Annotated in this window: 14 protein-coding genes; 9 read left to right on the top strand and 5 right to left on the bottom strand. The window is 74.3% G+C overall.

Annotation, left to right across the window (positions count from 1 at the left end):
• Window positions 1-61: 61 nt before the first annotated feature.
• Window positions 62-430 (bottom strand): response regulator, encoded by a 369-nt coding sequence (locus MNY62_RS05050; RefSeq protein WP_242343018.1) that lies wholly within the window; start codon window positions 428-430, stop codon window positions 62-64.
• A gap of 143 nt (window positions 431-573) precedes the next feature.
• Between MNY62_RS05050 and MNY62_RS05045 the strand changes: the two genes are divergently transcribed.
• Window positions 574-1,341: an SIMPL domain-containing protein gene (locus MNY62_RS05045; protein WP_242343017.1), complete on the top strand. Its 768-nt coding sequence runs from the start codon at window positions 574-576 to the stop codon at window positions 1,339-1,341.
• 213 nt (window positions 1,342-1,554) lie between these two features.
• Here the strand turns inward: MNY62_RS05045 and MNY62_RS05040 are convergent, their stop codons facing one another.
• Together MNY62_RS05040 and MNY62_RS05035 are read right to left on the bottom strand one after the other, a co-directional pair.
• Window positions 1,555-2,112: a CBS domain-containing protein gene (locus tag MNY62_RS05040; protein ID WP_242343016.1), complete on the bottom strand. Its 558-nt coding sequence runs from the start codon at window positions 2,110-2,112 to the stop codon at window positions 1,555-1,557.
• Between the two features lie 18 nt (window positions 2,113-2,130).
• Complete coding sequence (locus MNY62_RS05035) at window positions 2,131-3,534, bottom strand: phosphoribosyltransferase family protein (protein WP_242343015.1); 1,404 nt, start codon at window positions 3,532-3,534, stop codon at window positions 2,131-2,133.
• Between the two features lie 291 nt (window positions 3,535-3,825).
• Between MNY62_RS05035 and MNY62_RS05030 the strand changes: the two genes are divergently transcribed.
• The 3 genes from MNY62_RS05030 to MNY62_RS05020 all read left to right on the top strand — a co-directional run bounded on the left by MNY62_RS05030 (window position 3,826) and on the right by MNY62_RS05020 (window position 6,304).
• Window positions 3,826-5,217 carry a pyridoxal-phosphate dependent enzyme gene (locus tag MNY62_RS05030; RefSeq protein ID WP_242343014.1) on the top strand — a complete coding sequence of 464 codons (1,392 nt, stop codon included), beginning with the start codon at window positions 3,826-3,828 and terminating at the stop codon, window positions 5,215-5,217.
• A 141-nt stretch (window positions 5,218-5,358) separates the two neighbouring features.
• Window positions 5,359-5,700, top strand: a complete 342-nt coding sequence (locus tag MNY62_RS05025) for a cupin domain-containing protein (protein ID WP_242343013.1) — start codon at window positions 5,359-5,361, stop codon at window positions 5,698-5,700.
• Window positions 5,701-5,812: 112 nt separating this feature from the next.
• Complete coding sequence (locus MNY62_RS05020; protein ID WP_242343012.1) at window positions 5,813-6,304, top strand: CcdC family protein; 492 nt, start codon at window positions 5,813-5,815, stop codon at window positions 6,302-6,304.
• Between the two features lie 6 nt (window positions 6,305-6,310).
• On the opposite strand, the gene can is transcribed toward MNY62_RS05020, so the two are convergent.
• Both can and MNY62_RS05010 read right to left on the bottom strand, forming a co-directional pair.
• A complete protein-coding gene (gene can, locus MNY62_RS05015) occupies window positions 6,311-6,940 on the bottom strand; it encodes a carbonate dehydratase (protein ID WP_242343011.1) in 630 nt (209 codons plus the stop codon).
• 63 nt (window positions 6,941-7,003) lie between these two features.
• A complete protein-coding gene (locus MNY62_RS05010; RefSeq protein ID WP_242343010.1) occupies window positions 7,004-7,354 on the bottom strand; it encodes an HPF/RaiA family ribosome-associated protein in 351 nt (116 codons plus the stop codon).
• Between the two features lie 340 nt (window positions 7,355-7,694).
• On the opposite strand from MNY62_RS05010, the gene MNY62_RS05005 reads away from it, so the two are divergent.
• The 5 genes from MNY62_RS05005 (at window position 7,695) to MNY62_RS04985 (ending at window position 13,539) form a co-directional block, all read left to right on the top strand.
• Complete coding sequence (locus MNY62_RS05005; protein WP_242343009.1) at window positions 7,695-8,939, top strand: two-component system sensor histidine kinase NtrB; 1,245 nt, start codon at window positions 7,695-7,697, stop codon at window positions 8,937-8,939.
• The gene (locus MNY62_RS05000) at window positions 8,914-10,338 is read left to right on the top strand and encodes a sigma-54-dependent transcriptional regulator (protein WP_242343008.1); all 1,425 of its coding nucleotides are present in this window, start codon (window positions 8,914-8,916) and stop codon (window positions 10,336-10,338) included. Before MNY62_RS05005 ends, MNY62_RS05000 begins: the two co-directional genes overlap by 26 nt.
• A gap of 167 nt (window positions 10,339-10,505) precedes the next feature.
• Window positions 10,506-11,075, top strand: a complete 570-nt coding sequence (locus MNY62_RS04995; RefSeq protein WP_242343007.1) for a hypothetical protein — start codon at window positions 10,506-10,508, stop codon at window positions 11,073-11,075.
• A gap of 324 nt (window positions 11,076-11,399) precedes the next feature.
• Entirely contained in the window at window positions 11,400-12,020 is a 621-nt protein-coding gene (locus MNY62_RS04990) for a hypothetical protein (protein ID WP_242343006.1), read from the top strand.
• 214 nt (window positions 12,021-12,234) lie between these two features.
• Window positions 12,235-13,539: a TolC family protein gene (locus MNY62_RS04985; protein ID WP_242343005.1), complete on the top strand. Its 1,305-nt coding sequence runs from the start codon at window positions 12,235-12,237 to the stop codon at window positions 13,537-13,539.
• Window positions 13,540-13,669: the final 130 nt, after the last annotated feature.

Raw genomic sequence — 13,669 nt, 5'->3', positions numbered from 1 at the left:
GCGGGCTCGCTTCGCTCGCCGGGGCGAGACCGTGAGCTGCGCCCCCGGAACGATCGGCCGTTCAGACCGGGCGGGCGTTGCGCTCGACCGCCTGGATGAGATCGCCGAGCCCGACGGGCTTGTACAGGATCTCGGAGGCGGTGATCGGGTGCGCGTCGAAACCGCGACTCGCCGTCATGACGATGACCGGGATCTCTGCGAGCTGGGCGTCGCGAAGCTGCTCCTCGCGGAACTGCCAGCCGTTCATCTCCGGCATCATGAGATCGAGGAGGATGAGCGCGGGGCGCTCGCCGCCGCGCAGCAGGTCGAGCGCGACGCGCCCGTTCTCGCACAGGTGCGCGTCGTAGCCCTCTTCCTGGAGCAGCTCCCCGAGCGTCTCCCGCAGGTCGGTGTCGTCGTCGACGACGAGGATCGGGCAGCCGTCGGCCATCGGAAGGGGCGCATCCTAGGCGAGAGCGACCCCGCCAGCGCGCGCCCATGCGGGGAGTGTGGGGAGTGCATTCTTCGACCTACCCCTCACGGCGGCCCCACGGAGCGTCCGCGCTGAGCGGAGCCGGGGTATGTAACGCAGCCATGTCGACGATCCGCACCCTCGGCCTCCTCCTGCTCGTCCCGCTCGGCTGCGCCACGCGCGCCGCCGCGGCTCCGAACCCCGTCGCCCCGCCCGCCGTCGCGGAGTCGAGGCTCGCCGCCTCGCCCGCCGCCGAGGGCCGGGTCCTCGACCGGACGCTCCGCGTGAACGGGGAGGGCAGGGTGATGGTCCGGCCCGACGTCGCGGTCGTGCTCGCCGGGGTGGAGGCGACCGGCAAGACCCTCGCGCCGACGGTCGCGGACGCCTCGACGAAGATGCGCCGCATGATCGACGCGCTCGCGAAGGCCGGGGTCGCCGAGAAGGACGTCCAGACGACGCGGCACGACGTGCAGGTGGAGCGTCCCTGGGTGGACGGGAAGCCGCGCGACATCACCGGCTACACGGTGGTCGACGAGGTCCGCGTGACCGTGCGCGACCTCGCGAAGCTCGGCCAGATCCTGGAGCGCGTGGTCGCCGCGGGCTCGAACTCGCTGCGCGGCCTCACCTTCGAGCGCGACGATCCGGCCCCCCAGCGTCAGGAGGCGCTCGCGCGCGCGGTCGCCGCCGCTCGCGGAAAGGCGGAGGCGATGGCCAGGGCGGCGGGGGTGTCGCTCGGAGCGGTGGTGGCGATCGAGGAGGCTGGCGCCGAGCGGCCGATCCCGCTCGCGAAGTACCGGGCGGAGGCGATCGTGGCGGCGGACGGTGCGCCGGTCACGCCGGGCGAGCTCGAGATCGGCGCGAGCGTGTCCGTGACGTACGCGATCCGCTGACCGGCGCCCGGGTCCGCGCCGGCATCACGGCGTGCACCGTCGCGACCGCGACGAGCACGACGAACGAGACGACCGCGAGCGTGGTCATGTGAGGCCCCCGGAGCTGATCCAACCGCGGCGGGAGCCCGGACGAAAGCCCTCGATCGCGGGGCAACCGATCGAGGCGTAGCGGCATCGTGCCGCACCAGGGGCGCCGCGCGCCCCCACCGGTCCTCAGCGCGCCGCGCGGCGGCGGCCACCGCGAGCGCCGGTCCGGCGCGAGGGCGGCTTGCGTACGGGCGGCTTTCGCGAGGGGGACCGTCGCTGGCGCTGCGGCGCCTCGACCTCCCGGGCCGGCGCTGGAGGAGCCTCCCCGCGCAGGTACACGAGCAGGTCGAGGTACGAGAGGATCCCCACGAGCCGCTCCCCGTCCAGGACCGGCAGCGCGCCGATGCGCTCGTCGGCGAGGATCTCGAGCGCGTCCCGCACCGTCGCGGTGCTCGGGATCGTGATCGGATCGGGGCGCAGCGTGCCCTCGACCTCCTCGGAGAGGAGGTCGCGCGCGGCGTCCGCGAAGCGCTCGAGCTCGGTCCCGAGCCGAGCGCGGAGATCGCGCTCGGAGAGCATCCCGACCACCGCGCCGTCCGGGTCGACGACTGGCAGGTGGCGGAACCCGCCCTCCACCATCACGCCGGCCGCGTCACCCAGGGAGTCCTCGGGGCCGATCGTCGCCGGCCGCGGGGTCATGACCCGGTGGACGGGGACGTCGAGGAACGGGACCGCTTTGCGCATGACGACCCTCCTTCGCGTTCAGGCGAGCGGCCGCGGCCAGAGCGCCGCCGGCGCCGAGAAGCGACGATCGAACCAGCGTGCCGCCAGCCGGGCCACCGACTCGAGCGCACCGGGCTCCTCGAACAGGTGGCTCGCGCCCGGCACCACGGTCAGCTCGGCGGCGTGGAGATGCAGGAGGACCGACCGGTTGAGCCGCAGGACGGTGTCGTCCCTGCTGCCGACGACGAGGAGCACCGGCGCCCGGACCTGCTCGAGCAGCGCGACGGGCGTGAGGTCCGGGCGCCCGCCGCGCGACACGACCGCGGCGACGAGCTCGGGGAGGGCCGCGGCCGCGGCGAGCGCGGCGGCGGCGCCGGTGCTCGCGCCGAAGTAGCCGAGGCGCAGGCCCCGCACGCGGGGCAGGGCGCTGATGAAGCGCGTCGCCGCGACGACGCGGCCGGTGAGCAGCTCGATGTCGAACCGGAGCTCGGTCGTCACCTCGTCCTCGGCCGCCTCGGCGGGCGTGAGCAGATCGAAGAGCAGCGTGGCGAGGCCGGCGCGCCGCAGGGCGCGCGCGACGAGCTGGTTGCGGGGGCTCCGCCGCGTCGAGCCGCTCCCGTGGATGAAGAGGACGAGCCCCCGGGCGCTCTCGGGGATCACGAGCTCCCCCTCGAGGACCCCGGGACCGCTGGGCGGGCCGTCGAATGGGATCGCCAGGATCTCGGCCTCGGGCGCGGGCGGATCGGCCGCGCCCGCAGGCCCGGTCCACTCTCCGTTCCAGAGCTCGCCGACCTCGCCCTCCGCCGGCTCGCCGCGCGCGCGCCTCAGGCTCTTCAGCACCTGCTCGTCGGACACCTGCTCGAACCGCTCGTACCAGGCGCCCACGGCGTAGAAGGGATCGGGGAGCGCGACGGCGATCACCTCGTCGAAGTCCGCGCGCAGCTCGGCCACCGACGCCGCGGCGACGACCGGCGCGGCGAGCAGCACGCGCGCGGCGCCGCGCTGCCTCGCGGCGCGGGCCGCGGCGCGGGCGGTGGCGCCGGTCGCGACGCCGTCGTCCACCACGATGGCCGTGCGTCCCTGGAGCTCCGCCGGCGGCCGGTCGCCGCGGTAGCGCTGGACGCGGCGGGCGAGCTCGATCGCCTCCCGCTCCGCCAGCTCCGCGACGTCCTCCTCGCCGAGGCCCAGCTCGCGGAGCGCCTCCCGCCGTACGAACACCGCGCCGCCTTCGGCGACGGCGCCGATGGCGTACTCGGGGGAGCCCGGCGCGCCGATCTTGCGGACCACCACGACGTCGAGCGGAGCGTCGAGCGCGCGCGCCACCTCGAAGGCGACCGGCACGCCCCCCCGCGTGAGCCCGAGCACCACGGGCCGCTCGGCGCGGAGGCGCTCGAGCTTGTCCGCGAGCAGCCGCCCCGCCTGCTCCCTGTCCTGGAACATCATGGCGCGCCTCCTTCGCCTGCCGCCGTCCAGGGGCGCCTCCGCGCGCGGAGGACCGCCGCCCGGCATCCTCGAGAGAACGCTACCCCCGCGCCCCGCGCGCCGGCCGGGTCGGGCGGGTCGGGCTGTTCGGGTGGGCCCCTCGCGCGCGGCCGGTGCCGGGGGCCGCCCCGGCTCGCGCCCGGGGTGAGCCCCGACACGTCGTGGAGGCAGCGGGCACCCGCTGATCTCCCACGGTATGATGCGCAACCCGGACCTGCCGACGTGGAGACCGGACCCCGAGGAGCCGACCCGATGACCGCCTCCGCCCCTGCCTCCAGTCCCGCGTACGGCGCGCTCGCGCTCATCGGGCATACGCCGATGATGCGCGTGCGCAGCCTCGACACGGGCCCGTGCGAGCTCTTCCTGAAGCTCGAGAGCGCGAACCCGGGGGGCTCGATCAAGGACCGCATCGGGCTCTCGATGATCGCGGCGGCGGAGCGCGAGGGTCAGCTCGGCCCGGATCGCCGGCACCTCGTCGAGGCGACGGCGGGGAACACCGGCCTCGGGCTCGCTCTGGTCGCGGCGCAGCGTGGCTACCGGCTCACGCTCGTCATCCCGGACAAGATGAGCCGCGAGAAGATCCTCCACCTCAAGGCGCTCGGGGCGGAGATCGTGTTGACCCGCTCCGACGTCGGGAAGGGTCACCCGGAGTACTACCAGGATCTCGCGGAGCGGATCGCGCGCGAGGCGGGCGCGTTCTACGTGAACCAGTTCGGGAACCCTGCGAACCCGGCCGCGCACGAGGCCACGACGGGCCCCGAGATCGTGGAGCAGCTCGGCGGCCGGCTCGACGCGATGGTCTGCGGAGTCGGCTCGGGCGGGACGCTCACCGGGCTCTCCCGCCACCTCGCTCGCGCGGTGCCCGGCTGCGAGATGGTGCTCGCGGATCCCGAGGGCTCGGTGCTCGCCGGCTTCGTCGAGACCGGGACCATCGGGGAGGCGGGGAGCTGGCTCGTCGAGGGCATCGGGGAGGACTTCATCCCGCCCATCGCCGATCTGTCCCGGGTCCGGAAGGCGTACCGGATCCCGGATCGCGAGAGCCTCGAGACCGCGCGGGAGCTCCTGCGCGCGGAGGGGGTCCTCGCGGGCTCCTCCACGGGCACTCTCCTCGCGGCCGCGCTCCGCTACTGTCGCGAGCAGGACCGCCCGAAGCGCGTGTGCACGCTCGTCTGCGACTCGGGCAACAAGTACCTGTCGAAGATGTTCGACGACCTCTGGATGCTCGACCAGGGGCTCTCGCCGCGGCCGCTCGTCGGCGATCTCACGGACCTCGTGACGCGCCGCTTCGCCGACCGCGCCGTCGTGACGGTCGGCCCGGGCGACCCGCTGCTCGTCGCGCTCAACCGGATGAAGGCGAACGACGTCTCCCAGCTCCCGGTGGTCGAGGCGGGGCGGATCGTCGGCATCGTGGACGAGTCGGACCTGCTCTTCGCGACCCTCGACGACGAGCTCCGGCTCTCCCTCCCGGTGCGGGACGTGATGACGGTGCGGCTCGAGACGGTCACCCCGGCGACGCCGCTCGCGGATCTCATGCCGATGTTCGCCGCGGGGCTCGTGCCGATCGTCCTCGATGGTGGCGCGTTCGTGGGGCTCGTCACCCGGATGGACGTGCTCGGGCACCTTCGCCGCCAGCTCGGGCGGTGAGACGAGACCGCTCGCTCGCCTGGCCGCGGGGGCCACCGGGATGTCGGTACCGAAACGACGGTGACGGAGCCGCCCGTCGGTGGATGAGCCCGATTTCACGGGGCTTGCGCGCTGGCAGGGCCTTCGCAATGACGAGGCCGCATGAACGTCCTCAAGAGCGAGCTGCCGCGGGCGAAGGCGGTCAGGCTCGAGCAGCAGGTGGAGTACGTGGCCGGCTCCGTCGTGAGCCGGACGCTCGCGAAGGCGCCGGGTGGCTCGATCACGCTGTTCGCGTTCGACGCCGGGCAGGAGCTGTCGGAGCACACGGCGCCCTTCGACGCGTTCGTGCAGGTCCTCGACGGCGCGGTCGAGCTGACCATCGGCGGCGAGCGCGTCGCGGCGAGCGCGGGCGAGACGGTGCTCATGCCGGCGGGCGTGCCGCACGCGGTGAAGGCGACGGAGCGGTTCAAGATGCTCCTGTCGATGGTGCGCGAGCGCACCTGAGCCGACCCGTTCGCGGCGGGCCCACGTCCGCCCGGACGGTCCCCTCCCGCTGGCGACCCGCTGTATCCTCTCCCGCCACGCGACGCGCCTCGTCCGGCGCAACGGAACCCCGATGCCCCTCGGCCACCTCCCCACCGCCGTCGTCGTCCTCGTCTCGCTCGCCGGCGCCGCCGTGATGATCGGCTGGCGGATGCGCGAGACGAGGAGCCCCATCTCGACCCGGAAGATCGTCATCCCTCCGCTCGGGATGAGCACCGGGTTCCTCATGTTCCTCGCGCCCGCCGCGCGCGTGCCGTGGAGCTACGCGAGCGCCGCCTTCGCGGCCGGGGCGCTCGTGTTCTCGTACCCGCTCTCCCGCACCTCGCGGCTCGTCCGGAGCGGCGACGCCGTCGTGATGCAGCGCTCGAGCGCGTTCCTCTGGATCCTGCTCGGGCTCGTCGCGGTGCGGTTCGTGCTCCGCGTCTACATCGAGCAGGTCGTGACGCAGGTGCAGACGGGCGCGCTCTTCTTCCTGCTCGCGTTCGGGATGATCGTGCGCTGGCGCGTCGCCATGCTCCTCGCGTACCGCCGCCTGCGCGCGGAGCCGGCGGCGGAGCCCGGATAGGTCGCCTCAGCGGACCCGGAACATGGGCGGGATCTGGTCCGCTCGATCGACGGCGAGGTCGAGGTCGCGGAGCAGCCCGTCGGAGAGGTCGTAGACCCAGCCGTGCACCGTGAGCGGCTGCCCGCGCGCCCACGCGCCCTGCACGATGGTGGTGTGGCAGACGTTCGCGACCTGCGCGGCGACGTTGAGCTCGCACAGCCGGTCCTCGCGCGCCTTCGCGCCGGCGATCGCGTCGAGCTCCACGCGGTTCACGAGGTACACGTCGCGGATGTGCCGCAGCCAGTTGTCGATGAGCCCGAGCGGCGTCCGCTCCATGGCGGCCTTCACGCCGCCACAGCCGTAGTGCCCGCACACGATGACGTGCCTCACCCCGAGGACCTCGATCCCGTACTGAAGCACCGAGAGGCAGTTCACGTCGGTGTGCACCACCACGTTCGCCACGTTGCGGTGGACGAAGATCTCGCCCGGCAGGCGGCCCACCACCTGATCGGGAGGGAGGCGGCTGTCGGAGCAGCCGATCCACAGGAGCTCCGGCTTCTGCGCGTGGAGGAGCCGCTCGAAGAAGCCCGGCTCGCGCTCGCGCATCCTCGCCGCCCAGGCGCGGTTCGCCTCGAAGCACGCTTGCAACGACTTCACGTTCACCTCCTCGGGACGCCGGCGCCCCCTCCCTCGCGGCGCGAGGAAGAGGGCGCCTCGGGTTCACGCTGCGGACGGGCTCCGCTCGAGCGTTCGCGCGAGCCACAGGAGCTCGAGCATCGTCGTCCGCTCTCGCGCCAGGGCACGCGCGACGGCGCGTCCGGCGCGGTGCGCCGCGGCGCCGATCGCCGCGTACGCGTCCCCGTCGACCGCGGTCGCGCGCACCGTGCGCGCGCCGCGGAGCCGGACTTCGACCCGGCAGAACTTGTCCTCGCCGCCCTTCGGCCCGTTCAGATCGCCGACCACGACCCGCACCCGCGCGATTCGCTGTGCGTACCGGTCGAGCGCGAACGCGAGTCGCCGCTCGATGGAGCCGCGCAGGCCAGGGGTGATGGAGAAACCACGCGCTCTCACGTCGATGTACACGTCGTCACCTCCGTTTCCCCTCCGTGGCTCCGGTCTAGCCCGGCCACGGCTCCTCGAACATGACCTAATCTCGCGCCGACACCTCGGGTTCGTGAATGTGTCCTTTCCGGCTGCTCAGGTCTTGAGCGATCTGCGCGAGCTCGAGAGATCCCCGTTGGGCACGAGGCGGGTAGCGCGCCCTCGTCCCCGTTAAAGCCTGGGGATGGAGCGAGTCCTCACGTCCGGCCCGGAACTTGCGGAGGGAACGAGCACGATGCTCGGGTACGCCCGCCTGCAACCCCCTCTGGCGCCCCGGTCGGCCGGAGCGATGCCGTCCGTCCGCGGAGGCGTGCGCTGGCCCAGCGAGGACCTGCTCCCCGTCGTCTTCCACCTGGTCGCCGTCGCCGTGCTGGCGGCGACCAGCTACCCCGCGGGGAGGATCGCGATCCTCGCCCTCGCCGCGGCAGTCCAGAAGGCCAACTACCTCACCTGGCGGAAGCGCGACATCAAGCTCTGCGTCAACGCCGACGTCGACCAGCTCGCCTGGCTCGTCGTCGCCTCGCAGGCGTGCTTCTTCCTCACCACGGGCGTGGCGGTGGCCGTCACCGGAGGCATCCACAGCCCGCTGCTCCTCACCATCATGGGGGCGTACGTCGCCGCCGTGTCCGCGGTCGGCGACCGCCCGCAGACGCGGCTCCTCCTGGGCGCGACCGCCCTCGAGGTGGGCGTCATCGCTCTCCTCCCGCGCTCCCTCGCCGGGCCGGAGCTCGCGAGCCCGGCCTACGCCTTCCTGACGCTGATGAGCGTCCTGGGCATCGGCCTCCTGCTCGCGCCGGTCCATGCGCGCGCGCGCAAGCGGCGTGACGCGTTCGCCCGCGCGCGCAAGGAGATGGCCGCCGACGCGCTCGCTCGCGCCCAGAGCCTCGAGCAGATCGGCTCGAAGGTGGCGCACGAGCTCAAGAACCCGCTCACCGGCGTGAAGGCGCTCGTCCAGCTCGGCCTGCGAAACCCGGCCGAGGCGTCCTCGCACGAGCGGCTCGAGATCGTGGAGCGCGAGGTCACGCGGATGCAGGAGATCCTCCACAACTACCTGTCGTTCACGCGCCCGTTGCAGGCGGTCACGCCGCGTCGGGTGGAGCTCGGGCCGCTCGTCTCGGACGCGCTCGTCGTGCTGTCGGCGCGCGCCGACGACGCGCGCGTCCGGCTGTACGCGCAGGGAGACGCCACGCTCGAGGCCGATCCGCGTCGCCTCAAGGAGGCGCTCCTCAACCTCGTGGCGAACGCCATCGAGGCCACGCCGCCGGGCGGGGAGGTGGTGGTCGAGGTGCGGCCGGCCGGCGACGACGCGGAGATCGTGGTCCGCGACAACGGCCGCGGGATGGCCGCCGAGACGCTGAGGCACATCGGCACGCCGTTCTTCACCACCCGCGACGACGGCACCGGCCTCGGTGTCGTGCTCGCGCGCTCGGTGATCGCGCAGCACGGCGGGTCGCTGCGCTACGAGAGCGAGCCGGGCAAGGGAACCCGCGTCAAGGTCACGCTGCCGCGCGTGGCCACGGGGGCGTGCGATGCCGCGTGTGCTGCTCGTCGATGACGAGCCCTCGGTGCGCGTCGCGCTTCGGGAGCTCGTCCAGGGGCGCGGCTGGGAGCCGCTCGTCGCGCGCTCCGGCGCCGAGGCCCTCGAGCTCGTCGATCGCGCCGACGCCGTGGTGACGGACTTCTCCATGCCCGAGATGGACGGGATGGACCTCCTGCGCGCCGTCCGCGAGCGGGACGAGAGCCTGCCGGTGATCCTGCTGACCGCGCACGGCTCGGAGCGGCTCGCCGTCCGCGCCATCAAGGCGGGCGCGTACGAGTACGTCACGAAGCCGTTCGACGTGGACGAGATGCTCGTCGCGCTCGAGCGCGCCGTCGAGGCGCGCGGGCTGCGGCAGCGGAACCGCCAGCTCACCGCGGAGCATGCCATCGGGCGGCGCGTCGTCTGCGAGTCGGCGGTCATGCGCCACCTCCTCGACGCGACCTCGCGCGTGGCGGCGAAGGAGATCACCGTCCTCGTGCGCGGCGAGACCGGCACGGGCAAGGAGCTCATCGGCTCCCTGCTGCACGCCCAGAGCCGGCGCGCCGAGGGCCCGCTGGTCCGCTTCAACTGCAGCGCGATCCCGGCGGAGCTGGCCGAGGCGGAGCTCTTCGGTCACACCCGCGGCGCCTTCACCGGCGCCACCCAGGCGCGCCCTGGGTTCTTCGCCGAGGCGAACCGGGGCACGCTCGTCCTCGACGAGGTGGGCGAGCTGCCCCTCGCCATCCAGGCGAAGCTCCTGCGGGCGCTGCAGGACGGCGAGATCCAGCCGGTCGGCTCGGGGCGCGTCGAGAAGGTGGACGTGCGCATCGTCGCGTGCACCAACCGCGATCTCCTCGCCGAGATCCACGCCGGCCGCTTCCGCGAGGACCTCTATTACCGTCTGGCCGTCGTCGAGCTCGTGGTCCCGCCGCTGCGCGAGCGGCGGGAGGACATCCCGGCGCTCGCGCACGAGTTCGCGCACCGCTACGCGGAGCGGTTCGGGGCCGAGGAGGTCCGCCTCGCTCCCGCGCTCGTCGAGCGGCTCGTGGCCGCCGACTGGCCGGGCAACGTGCGCCAGCTCGAGAACGTGGTGGCGCGCATGGTGGCGCTGAGCGGCGGCGGCGAGATCGGGCCGGGCGGGCTCGCCGGGACCACGTCCGCGGAGCCAGCGTCCGCGGAGCCAGCGTCCGCGGAGCCAGCGTCCGCGGAGTCCCTCGCGCCACGGAACGGCGGGGACCGCGCGGAGGCGGGCGCCCAGACCCTGCGAGAGCAGCTCGACGCGCTCGAGCGGAGCGTCATCGCACGGACGATGACCGCGGTCCGCGGCAACCAGTCCGAGGCCGCCCGCCGGCTCGGCATCAGCCGCAACACGCTCACCGAGCGCCTCCGCCGTTACGAGATCGCGGCCGACTTCGGCGCTGGCGCCGCGAGCTGACGGCGCCGGCCGCGCCTCGCCCGAGCGGCGGGTGCTCAGGGATGGAGCGATCCGCGCGCCCGCCGCCGGTGCCACTGGCGGTGTCTTCCGCGGAGCGCGCCCGAGCCTGCGCACCGCGAGCGTGGCCCGCCGCGTGCAGCGGGGTGCGCAGGAAAGGCGGTGCCCCCATGAGCACGTACTCGATCCTGGTGTTCGTCCACGTCCTCGGCGGTGTCGGCGTCTACGTCGCGCTCGGCATCGAGGCCGTCGCGCTCGGAGGCCTCCGGCGGGCGGAGACTCCGGGCGACGCCGGCGTCTGGCTCCGCCTGCACGCGGTGCCCCGGCGCCTCGGCCCGGCGGCGATGATCACGGCGCTCGCCTCCGGCGCGTGGATGATGGCGACGGCCTGGGGACGCCAGCCCTGGATCCTCGGCGCCTTCCTGGGCATGGTCGGGATGGCCATCGCGGGGGGCGGCGTGACGGGGCGCGCGATGCGGCGGCTCCGCGCCGCGCTCGCCGGCGAGAGCGGGACGGCGCTCTCGAGCGCGTTCCGGGACGCCCGGGGGAGCGCCGCGCTCACGGCATCACTCCGGGTGAGGATCGCGATCGGGCTCGGGATCCTGGCCCTCATGACCGTCAAGCCCGAGGCCGCCGGCTCGGGGGTCATCCTGGCGGCTGCCGTCGTGGCAGGGCTCGCCGCCGGCATCCCTCGCGACGCGCGCCGCACGCGGCTCGCTGGGACGGGCGCCGGCGCCTGAGCGTTCGCGGGCGGCGCGTGGCGCGTCGACTCCGCTCCATCCTCACCTCTCCACGCGCCGAGGTCGCGGGCGATCCGCTCGCGGCCTCGGCGCGCCTGCGTGTCGAGCGGCGGCGTCGCGAGCGCGCGTGCGTGCTCAGGGCTTGAGCGATCTGCACCCGCCGCTGCGCAGCCGTCGTGAGCGGAGCGTCCGCACCGCGCGAGATTGGGCCTTTCCCGCGGGTGGATGGCGTGGCCCGCGGGCTGCAACGGTGTCCGGGTGTCGGCGAGGCCGACGCTTCAACGCAGGACAGCGCCGGCGATCGCCGGAGAAGGAAGATGGGAGATGCGTGCTGAGAGATCGAGGTTCGCGTTCATCGCGGGGCTGCTCGTCGCTGCCGCGCCGGGGATCGGGAGCGCCCAGGGCTGGCGAGCCGCCGGGTCCGACGGGCTCCTGACGCCGCTGGGCGAGTACGTCCTCTTCGGAGGCGGAGTCACCGACTTCAAGGAGCGCGCGGTGAAGGACCGCTTCGACGTCGGCGGGACCTGGGATGCCCGCCTCGGGATCGGTAGCCGCTCCTTCGTCGGCGCCGAGGTGGGCTACGTCGGCTCCGCCCTCAAGGCCACCGGGTCGGGCTCCGACCTCCTGACGAACGGCGCCGAGGCCGTGCTGCGGCTCCAGTACCCGTACGCCGCGGGCGCCTGGCTCGTCGAGCCCTTCGCCTTCGGCGGCATCGGCTTCAGCCACCTGTCGCTCCGGGACGCCGCGCCGGGTCAGAAGGACACGGACGACATCGGCGTCGTCCCGTTCGGCGGAGGGATCACGTTCGGCTACGACCGCTTCCTCCTCGACGCGCGGTTCACCTACCGTACGAGCTTCAACGAGGACCTCCCGCTCGCGCCGAGCCAGGCCCCGGTGAGCATGGAGCGGTGGTCGGTCGGTGCGTCCATCGGGTACGAGTTCTGACGCGGAAGGGGCCGCGGACCGCGCGCCGCGCGGACCGCGGACCGAGGAGGGCCCTGGCCCGGTCGCCGGGGCCCTCCCGGCCTTCATCTCTCTTCAACTCACGGAAGCGCGCGCGACACGACGGCGCCGCAGCTTCCGCCGGCGGTCGTCGCGGAGCGCGACGGGCGCGCGGCGAAGGCTGCGATCGCGGGGCGGTCGCGTGGGAGGAGTCGTCATGCCGGTGAAGGTCTTGCTCGCGGCGCTCTGGCTCGGGGTGGCAGGGCGGGCGAGCGCGCTCCAGCCGCTCGAGGAGTTCCTGCGCGGCGCGCGGACGAGCAGCACGGACAACGCGGAGGCGCGCGCCGTCCGCAGGCAGCTCGGCGCCGAGGCGGACGTCTCGCTCGGCCGCGCGCTGCCGCGCCTGTCGCTGCACGGACAGTACGCCCGCAACCAGTTCGACACGACGCTGCAGCTGCCGGCGCCGGGAGGAGGCCCCCCCGAGATCGTCACGATCACGCCGAAGGATCAGCTCGACGGCACCGCCACGCTCGACGTCCCGCTCGTCGACCTCGCGAGCTTCGCGCGGATCCGGGCGGCCCGGACCGACGCGCGCGCCTCGGCGACGCAGGCGGCCTCCACGGAGCTCCGCGTCCAGGCGCTCGTGTCCCAGGGCTACTACCAGCTCGTGGCGAACGCCGCCCTCGTCGGAGCCTCGCGCCGGGCGCTCGACGTGGCGAGGGCGAGCCTCCGGATCGCCGACGAGCGGCACCAGGCCGGCACGAGCGGCCTCCTCGACGTGGATCGCGCCCGGGCCGAGGTCGAGCGCAACGTGCAGCAGCTCGCGAGCGCCGAGCTCCAGGTCTCGCTCGCGGCGCGCTCGCTCCAGTCCCTCACCGGCCTCACCCCCGAGCTGGACGCCGACAGGGCGCTCGTCGACGACCTCCACGAGGAGCCACCACTCGAGCGGTTCCAGGTGCCCGACGAGGCCATCCCTGCGCTCGCCGCGGCGATGCAGAGCCGCGCGGCCTCCGAGCAGCAGGCCCGGGCGCAGCGCCTCACCCTCGTCCCCAGCCTGAGCGCGAGCGTCACCGAGCGGGTGACGAGCGCCGAGGGCCTCGCCGGTCGGGACGCCTACTGGCAGGCGGTGGTCGGCCTGAGCTGGTCCCTCGACCTCACCAACTTCGCGGGCATCCGCGCGCAGGACGCGGCGGCAGACGCGGCGCGGGCGCGGGAGGAGCGCGCGCGGCTCGCGGCGCGCGACGACATCCACCGGGCTTGGATGACGGTCCGGACGAACATCGCGCGGAGCCGGTCCGCGCGCGTCCAGGCGGAGGTCGGCACGCGGGCGGCGGACCTCGCGCTGGAGCGATACCAGGCGGGCGCCGCGACGCAGCTCGACCTCCTCCAGGCGCAGCGCGACGCGTTCAGCGCCGACGCCGCGCGCATCCAGGCGGACGCCGATCTCGTCAACTCGCGCGCGCAGCTGCGGGTCGCGGCGGGCGAGAGCCTCCTCGAGCCTCCGGCCAGGGGAGCGCCGTGAGGCGCGCCGTCCCGGGCGGCACGCGCTGCTCACGGCTTGAGCGATCCGCTCAGCCTGGCCGGGTGGCCCGCCGGCGAGCCGGGAAGTCGCGCTGGCAAAGCCGCGGTCCGCGCGTGGCCCGGCGGCTGCA

It is taken from the genome of Anaeromyxobacter terrae (genome assembly GCF_022690685.1).
GTDB lineage: Bacteria > Myxococcota > Myxococcia > Myxococcales > Anaeromyxobacteraceae > Anaeromyxobacter > Anaeromyxobacter terrae.
The sequence above is the reverse complement of the archived record's forward strand: the minus strand, read 5'-3'. Positions and strand labels throughout refer to the sequence as shown.

Coding starts and splice junctions, on each gene's coding strand:
- MNY62_RS05000 (WP_242343008.1), top strand. CDS start 8,914: ATGCCGCGTGTGCTGCTCGTCGATGACGAGCCCTCGGTGCGCGTCGCG.
- MNY62_RS05050 (WP_242343018.1), bottom strand. CDS start 430: ATGGCCGACGGCTGCCCGATCCTCGTCGTCGACGACGACACCGACCTG.
- MNY62_RS04990 (WP_242343006.1), top strand. CDS start 11,400: ATGCGTGCTGAGAGATCGAGGTTCGCGTTCATCGCGGGGCTGCTCGTC.
- MNY62_RS05040 (WP_242343016.1), bottom strand. CDS start 2,112: ATGCGCAAAGCGGTCCCGTTCCTCGACGTCCCCGTCCACCGGGTCATG.
- MNY62_RS05025 (WP_242343013.1), top strand. CDS start 5,359: ATGAACGTCCTCAAGAGCGAGCTGCCGCGGGCGAAGGCGGTCAGGCTC.
- MNY62_RS05020 (WP_242343012.1), top strand. CDS start 5,813: ATGCCCCTCGGCCACCTCCCCACCGCCGTCGTCGTCCTCGTCTCGCTC.
- MNY62_RS05030 (WP_242343014.1), top strand. CDS start 3,826: ATGACCGCCTCCGCCCCTGCCTCCAGTCCCGCGTACGGCGCGCTCGCG.
- MNY62_RS04995 (WP_242343007.1), top strand. CDS start 10,506: ATGAGCACGTACTCGATCCTGGTGTTCGTCCACGTCCTCGGCGGTGTC.
- MNY62_RS05035 (WP_242343015.1), bottom strand. CDS start 3,534: ATGATGTTCCAGGACAGGGAGCAGGCGGGGCGGCTGCTCGCGGACAAG.
- MNY62_RS04985 (WP_242343005.1), top strand. CDS start 12,235: ATGCCGGTGAAGGTCTTGCTCGCGGCGCTCTGGCTCGGGGTGGCAGGG.
- MNY62_RS05045 (WP_242343017.1), top strand. CDS start 574: ATGTCGACGATCCGCACCCTCGGCCTCCTCCTGCTCGTCCCGCTCGGC.